Here is a 7,696-nt window from a genome sequence, read left to right on the forward strand (position 1 = left end):
AACCCTCACTGCACACAATAATACATATCATCGAATATTGAGCATCATCGATAAAAAGAAGAATAAATTAGCCTATGTAACCATCAAACAATCATAGACTTTGACAATAGTAAATCAAAAACAGTTGTTATAGTGTTTTGAATGACGAAGAGGCTGTTTTATTTTAAAAATTATGCTTTTATTTTTAGAAAAAAAATACTAATTTTGCGAGCGTTTACAATGTAAAAAAGTTAACTTAAAAAAGATAATTAATATGGCAGAAAAGAAATTTATGACATGCGATGGCAACCAAGCTGCGGCTCATGTTGCATACATGTTCAGTGAAGTTGCTGCTATCTACCCTATCACTCCGTCATCACCTATGGCAGAGTTCATTGATGAATGGGCAGCAAAAGGTCAGAAAAATATTTTCGGCGACACAGTAAAAGTCGTTGAGATGCAGTCGGAAGCCGGTGCAGCCGGTGCAGTACATGGTTCATTACAGGCTGGAGCCCTGACATCGACATTTACAGCATCACAAGGTTTGTTGTTGATGATACCGAATATGTATAAAATTGCCGGTGAGTTGCTTCCCGGCGTGTTCCATGTCTCAGCCCGTGCTTTGGCAGCCCAAGCATTGTCAATTTTCGGTGACCATAGCGATGTAATGGCAACACGTCAAACCGGATTTGCCATGCTATGTACATCATCGGTACAAGAGATCATGGACCTCGCTCCTGTCGCCCACCTTGCAGCTATAAAATCACGTGTTCCTTTCTTGCATTTCTTCGACGGCTTCCGTACCTCACATGAAATCCAGAAAGTAGAGGCTACCGACCAGAACGAGATGGCAAAGCTTATAGATTGGAATGCCTTGAAAGCCTATCGTGACAACGCTTTGAATCCGGAACACCCGGTGACACGCGGTACAGCACAAAACGCCGATATTTATTTCCAGACAAGAGAAATACAAAACAAATACTACGATGCAGTTCCTGACATAGTGGCAGAATACATGAAAGAAATGAGCAAGATTACAGGTCGTAAATATGCTCCTTTCTGCTATTATGGCGCTCCGGATGCTACAAACATCATCGTCGCAATGGGGTCTGTCAACGATACCATTAAAACTGTAATAGACAAATTAATCGCTGAAGGTCAGAAAGTAGGTTTGATAACAGTACATCTCTATCGTCCTTTCTCAGTGAAATACCTCAGAGAAGTGCTTCCTTCCACAGTAAAACGCATCTGTGTGCTTGACAGAACGAAAGAGCCCGGCGCCAATGGTGATCCTTTATATCTCGACATAGTCGAAGCTTTCAAAGACTGTCCAAACAGACCTTTGATAATAGGCGGACGTTACGGTCTTTCATCAAAAGATGTCACACCCGCCGGAGTAGTATCAATATATAACAACCTGGCTTCAGAGAATCCAAAGAACCAATTTACCGTTGGTATAGTCGATGACGTGACATTCAAGTCATTACCCGTTATTCCTGAGTTTTCCATCCTTCCCAAAGGCACATTCGAAGCACGTTTCTACGGACTTGGCGCTGATGGCACCGTTGGAGCCAACAAAAACTCTATCAAGATTATAGGTGACAACACTGACAAATACAGTCAGGCTTACTTCGACTACGACAGCAAGAAATCAGGTGGTTATACATGTTCACACCTACGTTTCGGAGATCAACCTATCTTAGCTCCTTATCTCGTAGGAACCCCCGACTTCGTAGCCGTCCATGTCCCGTCATATCTCAGCAAATACGACTGCCTACGCGGCTTGAAGAAAAACGGAACATTCCTCTACAACACTCCTTATGATAAAGAAGAAGTGAAGAAACATCTTCCTGAAGATGTAAAGAAATATCTCGCCGAGAACAACATCACCATGTTCATCATAGATGCTACCAAGATAGCTGAAGAAATAGGTCTCGGTAACCGTACCAACACCATTCTGCAGTCGGCATTTTTCAAGATCTCTGAAGTGATTCCTTACGAACTCGCCGTAGAACAAATGAAGAAATTCATTGTGAAGTCATACGGACGTAAAGGTGAGAAAGTCGTCAATATGAATTATGCTGCCGTTGACCGTGGCGGTGAGATTCAGAAAGTCGATATTCCTGCCGAATGGGCTAACATTGTTGTCAAGAAAGAAGAAGACAAACGTGACATCCCTGCTTTCATCAAAAACATAATGGAGCCTATGGTACGCCAGTGTGGAGGAGATCTCCCGGTAAGCGCCTTCACAGGATGGGAAGACGGTACATTCCCTGCAGGAACGACACAGTATGAAAAACGCGGCGTGGCAACACATGTTCCGGAATGGCTGTCACAAAATTGTATCCAGTGCAACCAATGTTCTTTGGTATGTCCTCATGCAGCAATACGTCCGGTCGTCATGACAGAAGCTGAAAAAGCCGCTGCACCTCAAGGGATGGACAGCATAGACATCAAGATGCCGAAAGAACTCGCCGGTATGAAATTCCGCATGCAGGTATCAGTACTCGACTGTACAGGTTGCGGCAACTGTGCCGATATATGTCCCGGCACCAAAGGCAACAAGGCTTTAGTGATGAAACCTCTTGACACACAGATGGCCGAAGTTGAAAAATGGAATTATTCACAAAAGAAAGTCACTTATAAAGACAACCTCATCGATAAGTTTGCCAGCGTCAAGAACAGCCAGTTCGCACAACCGTTGTTCGAGTTCTCCGGCGCATGTGCAGGCTGCGGTGAGACCCCTTACATCAAAACCATCACACAACTGTTCGGCGAACAGATGATGATAGCCAATGCAACAGGCTGTTCATCCATATATGGCGGCTCAGCACCTGCTACACCATATTGTCCAAGTTACCGCAACGGCTATGGTCCTGCATGGGCTAACTCACTGTTTGAGGATAATGCCGAATTCGGTCTTGGAATGGCAACAGCAACTCGCAAGATGCGCGACCGTATAGAAATGATAATGAAAGAAGCAATAGCAGGCTGTAACTGCTGCACACAGGAGTTGAAAGACCTGTTCCGGCAATGGATTGACAACCGTGAGAATACTCTTGAGACAAAGAAACTCGCCGACAAGATGATCCCAATGATGGAAAGCTGCAACTGCGACTATTGCAAGAAACTTCTTGAACTTAAACATTTCATTGTGAAGAAATCACAATGGATATTCGGTGGTGACGGCTGGGGTTATGACATAGGCTTCGGCGGTTTGGATCACGTCCTTGCAAGTGGCGAAGATGTCAATGTTCTCGTTGTCGATACTGAGGTGTATTCCAACACGGGAGGACAATCTTCAAAAGCTACTCCTGCCGGTGCCGTAGCCAAATTTGCTGCTTCAGGCAAAAAAATACGCAAGAAAGACCTCGGCATGATAGCCAAGTCATACGGTTATGTATATGTGGCACAAGTAGCAATGGGCGCCAATAACGCTCAATATTTCAAAGCTATTAAAGAAGCTGAGGCACATCATGGTCCTTCTTTGATTATATGCTACGCTCCATGTATCAACCACGGTATCAATGCCGGCATGGGTCGTACACAAAACGAAGAGAAACTCGCAGTGGAATGCGGTTACTGGCACCTTTGGCGTTTCAATCCGGAAGAGGATGAGGCCGGTCAAAACGGATTCCACCTCGACAGTAAAGAACCAGACTGGAGCAAATTCCGCGACTTCATCATGGGAGAAGTACGTTACAATTCATTAGTAAAGACTTTCCCGGAAGAAGCAGCAGTATTGTTCGAACAAACACAAAAGAATGCCGAATGGCGTTATAATGGTTACAAGAAATTGGCAGAAGGTAAATAATCCTATGCTTTTTTGAATTACAAAGATGAGGCTGCCTGACAATGGAAAGGTCAGGCAGCCTCTTTCATAGTTAATATATAATGTTTCCTTTTTTACTGTTTTTTTGAAACTACTATTGCTTTACCCATTTACCGCTTTCTGCCTCCTTTCCTTCACTGTACACTCTCCACAGATACATCCCTTTCGCCCATCCTTCTGTCGGTATCTTCGTGACCTCTTCGGTAATATCTTGTTTATATATCACTTTCCCCATTATGTCATACACTTCTATCCTTCCTTCCGGCAATGCCGTCCTGATGTTCATCTCTCCTCTTCCCGGATTCGGATATACTATCGCTGTACGTAAATTGTTTTCATGTGCTCCTTCTATTGTCAGAAATGCTTCCGCAGGATACTTGACTACAAAAGATTCAAATGTTCTTGGATATGACAGGCTTTTTGTATCTCCAACCAATATAATTCCTCCGTCTTTGGTCGCCAATATCGATCTCCCCCATGTCTCTGTAGGATAATCATCTATGTCATAATACACCTCACTTATTGTTCTCATCTCTCTGTCCATCTTTTCTATCATCAAATATGAATCATGATTAACCGTAAATCCATATCCTAATCCATAACACCAAAATATCTCGTCCTCATTCCTAAAATCCAAACATCTTACAATCGCCGGAAAATCATCATAACTCTTGGTCCCCCTTTCCTTATACCTCTTAATATAAAAATCATTCCTGTCATCGTTCACTTCCAAGATTCTAACATTGACATCACTCCCGTCATTCAGATCACATCTACCCGATATCAACGTAGTGTTGTCCGTTGTCCTTTTAACCGTTACGGCATTCAGTGTCGTTTCAGACGAATACTCCATATATCTGAAATGTACCAGATTCAAATCCTTATCCAGATACATCATGGTGCAATTTTTTCCAACCAAGTCTTCATCAGGCTCAACCAACGGTTTTCCCGAAACATACAATATGTAATTATCACCGGCTCGCACAAGCTGATGTGAAAACGCACTATACGGTCCCGGACTATAATTACCGTCCATCTCCACATGATTCTCTTGTATTATCTCTCCTTCATAATTCATCCTGAAAAAAAACAATGTATCATTACTTGTGCTCCCTCCAGGAGTTACCCAAGACATCCTTTTAGAATACACTCCCACTATGCTTCCTTCATCTTCTATCAGTGAAAATAAGATAATCTGTCCGTTATGCTCATTCGGCGCCATGGGGAAATGTGTGGTTATCGCTGTGTCTATCGCTATATGATATTCCACTGAATCCAACTTGTTCAAATCATAATCCAATCTGTAAAAATACAATATCGCATCCTTTACTTCAGGATTGTAGTTGAAATACGAGTCGTCTCTGTCAGGATTATACGCCCCTATCGCTATAAGTTCGTTATCTTCCGTCTCCAGTATATATGGAAACTTTCCTCTATATCCGGATTTGAGAAACACCCTCTCGGCTATGACTTCTCCTTCCTCTGAAAATACTGCCAATGCAGGATGTCCTGAATAAAAGTCTCCTACACCGTTATTCCTATAATAATATGACGAACTCATTATATATCCCCCCAAATTCAATTCCTTCACATCCTGATATGTTATACACTCACCGTCCTCATACACATAATCGTATCGGTATTCCCATTCCTGACTATATGCCCTGATGCTTGATATCAACACCAGTATCATAAAAATTATGGACTCTTTAAACATATCATTCCGCACTATGAGGATTATACCAGCTGGTCTCACAATAAGTCACATTTGCAGTATGCACACGAACACTTCTTCTTTCATTATCAAATAAATGTATGTCTTTTATGTTACATTCATGATATGGTGAATGATAAACAGGAGAATAATGAAGCGGTGCATTGGACAAGGTTATATTTCGTCTGATACTGCGCCAATAACAATTCATCTCTTCATATCCTATACACGGTTCAGGATAATATTCTCCATATACACAACACAGCCATGTTTCACTGCAGGATTCCATATTGGGGTCTTCATAATATGTATATTTACTCAAATATATTCCATCCGGATATGGTGTATAAGACACATGTTCCACATTACACAAAATCAGGATATAATCCTTTCCAGGTGGATTGGGGATGTACTTGAACTTTTTACTCAACTCTTTTGCTGCATTGGAATCAACAAAAAATATTGAATCATAACATCTTCCTACTGTATCACCCCAAAACCAGTCGTCTCCTTCTACAAACGGACCCGGATACTCCTGTATTGAATCATTCGAAGGTTCTCCTATATTAAATACAACTTCAATATTCTCATTCTGGCTTTGAATCTCCGGCATCTTAATCTCAAAATAACTACACACCACTCCATTGTTGACTGTTTGATATGCCTCTAAACTATTCTCCAATGCTGCATAAGTCTCAAATACCTCACTCATCATTACATTACCATTGGCATCTACTTCCGGCATCCCTATATACAGCGTATCCAAAACCACATCTTCACATACTGTCATGTGTTCTCCGTGTTCGTAATTCGTGGTCAGTTCTATTATTTCTTTCGCTTCAGATAATGTCATCACACTTTCCGTTTTGACTCCCGCCTTGTACGCTTTGTTAAGTTCACAAAACTTCTCTATCTTCTCATACAGAAGTTTTCCGTTAGTCTCCACACCTGACACACTCTCTTCTGGTGTTATTGCTTTGGTTTCCAACATTTCCTTTTTGCATGATTTGAATGTTATTGCAGTTGCAACAATTACTCCTACCAAAATGATGATTCTAATTCTTCTCATAATTAATAATTTTAAATTAAACTTACTTTTTATTATATACAAAATTATCAGAGGCTGTCCCCTCCATGGTAATAAACGTTATCATATAATTTCCTGAAGAATAGCCTGCAAGAGGTATAAACACATTTCTCTCTACTCCGCTGTCTATAGCATTGTTGTAAACCTCAGCTCCGGAAATATTCTCAATGATTATTGTCACTTCCCCAAAATCCTCATTGAATGTCACCTGCAGTACACTCCCGTTTTGTGTCGCCTCTATGGATGTCCCCCTTGAATTTTTATGAATTAATTTCCCTTCCAATTCTATAACAAGTGTTTCGGAATCCAATCTGCACAAACACTCATTTTGTCTGTAAGAAGTTTCCGATTTGGCGCTGTATGTTCCTGTTATTATTAATAAAGAACAAATAATAGATAATAAATGTTTTTTCATATACTTTCAATTTATCGTTTAACGTCTCAAAAATATATTAAAAAAACTCAGAAATATCAACCTTGCGGCCTATATACAGACTTTTTTAAGGACAAAAAAATGTATATCCCTGATATTAAATTAGATACAAAATTTCTTGTACAGACTTTTTTGATGTCTGACAACGTTTCATAGGGTTATTTCACGACTGTTTTAACCTTAGATTTCAGAGTCTTGTTCTAAAAATTGCACCCTATATATTCAATAACCCAATTATTCGGCTTTATGTTTTTTCTTTGATATAATTTCTCCCTTGCATTGAAACACTAACGTAAGACGCCATGATATGACGTCTCTAAAGTAGGGATTATAACATAAAAACAGAGACTGCCTGACAAGTTCAGGCAGTCTCTTTCATAGTTAATATATAATGTTTCCTTTTTTACTATTTTTAGAATTACTATTGTTTTATCCATTTACCGCTTTCTGCCTCTTTTCCTTCACTATAAACTCTCCACAGATACATCCCTTTCGCCCATCCTTCTGTCGGTATCTTTGTGACCTCTTCGGTAATATCCTGTTTATATACCACTTTCCCGAGAATGTCATACACTTCTATCCTTCCTTCCGGCAATGCCGTCCTTATGTTCAAGATGTTTTCTCCCGGATTTGGATATACTTTCGATATTG

General features: G+C 40.6%; 5 protein-coding genes. 1 reads left to right on the forward strand and 4 read right to left on the reverse strand.

Annotated elements, in window-relative coordinates; translation table 11 throughout:
- The first annotated feature begins 253 nt into the window (after positions 1 to 253).
- The gene (nifJ, locus tag ACZOVS_RS09300; protein WP_483996953.1) at positions 254 to 3,793 is read left to right on the forward strand and encodes a pyruvate:ferredoxin (flavodoxin) oxidoreductase; all 3,540 of its coding nucleotides are present in this window, start codon (positions 254 to 256) and stop codon (positions 3,791 to 3,793) included.
- A gap of 112 nt (positions 3,794 to 3,905) precedes the next feature.
- Here the strand turns inward: nifJ and ACZOVS_RS09305 are convergent, their stop codons facing one another.
- The 4 genes from ACZOVS_RS09305 to ACZOVS_RS09320 form a co-directional block, all read right to left on the reverse strand.
- The gene (locus ACZOVS_RS09305; RefSeq protein ID WP_483996954.1) at positions 3,906 to 5,567 is read right to left on the reverse strand and encodes a T9SS type A sorting domain-containing protein; all 1,662 of its coding nucleotides are present in this window, start codon (positions 5,565 to 5,567) and stop codon (positions 3,906 to 3,908) included.
- Positions 5,530 to 6,594, reverse strand: coding sequence for a hypothetical protein (locus tag ACZOVS_RS09310; RefSeq protein ID WP_483996955.1), 1,065 nt, complete (start codon positions 6,592 to 6,594; stop codon positions 5,530 to 5,532). The genes ACZOVS_RS09305 and ACZOVS_RS09310 overlap by 38 nt, the downstream gene beginning before the upstream one ends.
- Positions 6,595 to 6,616: 22 nt before the next feature.
- Complete coding sequence (locus tag ACZOVS_RS09315; RefSeq protein WP_483996956.1) at positions 6,617 to 7,027, reverse strand: DUF3244 domain-containing protein; 411 nt, start codon at positions 7,025 to 7,027, stop codon at positions 6,617 to 6,619.
- Between the two features lie 439 nt (positions 7,028 to 7,466).
- A partial coding sequence (locus ACZOVS_RS09320; RefSeq protein WP_483996957.1) for a T9SS type A sorting domain-containing protein occupies positions 7,467 to 7,696 on the reverse strand: 230 nt, incomplete at its 5' end.

The organism is Candidatus Limimorpha avicola (assembly GCF_056978975.1).

What these genes read in the sequence shown, in the direction of transcription:
- nifJ (WP_483996953.1), top strand. Translation starts at nt 254, where the DNA reads ATGGCAGAAAAGAAATTTATGACATGCGATGGCAACCAAGCTGCGGCT.
- ACZOVS_RS09310 (WP_483996955.1), bottom strand. Translation starts at nt 6,594, where the DNA reads ATGAGAAGAATTAGAATCATCATTTTGGTAGGAGTAATTGTTGCAACT.
- ACZOVS_RS09315 (WP_483996956.1), bottom strand. Translation starts at nt 7,027, where the DNA reads ATGAAAAAACATTTATTATCTATTATTTGTTCTTTATTAATAATAACA.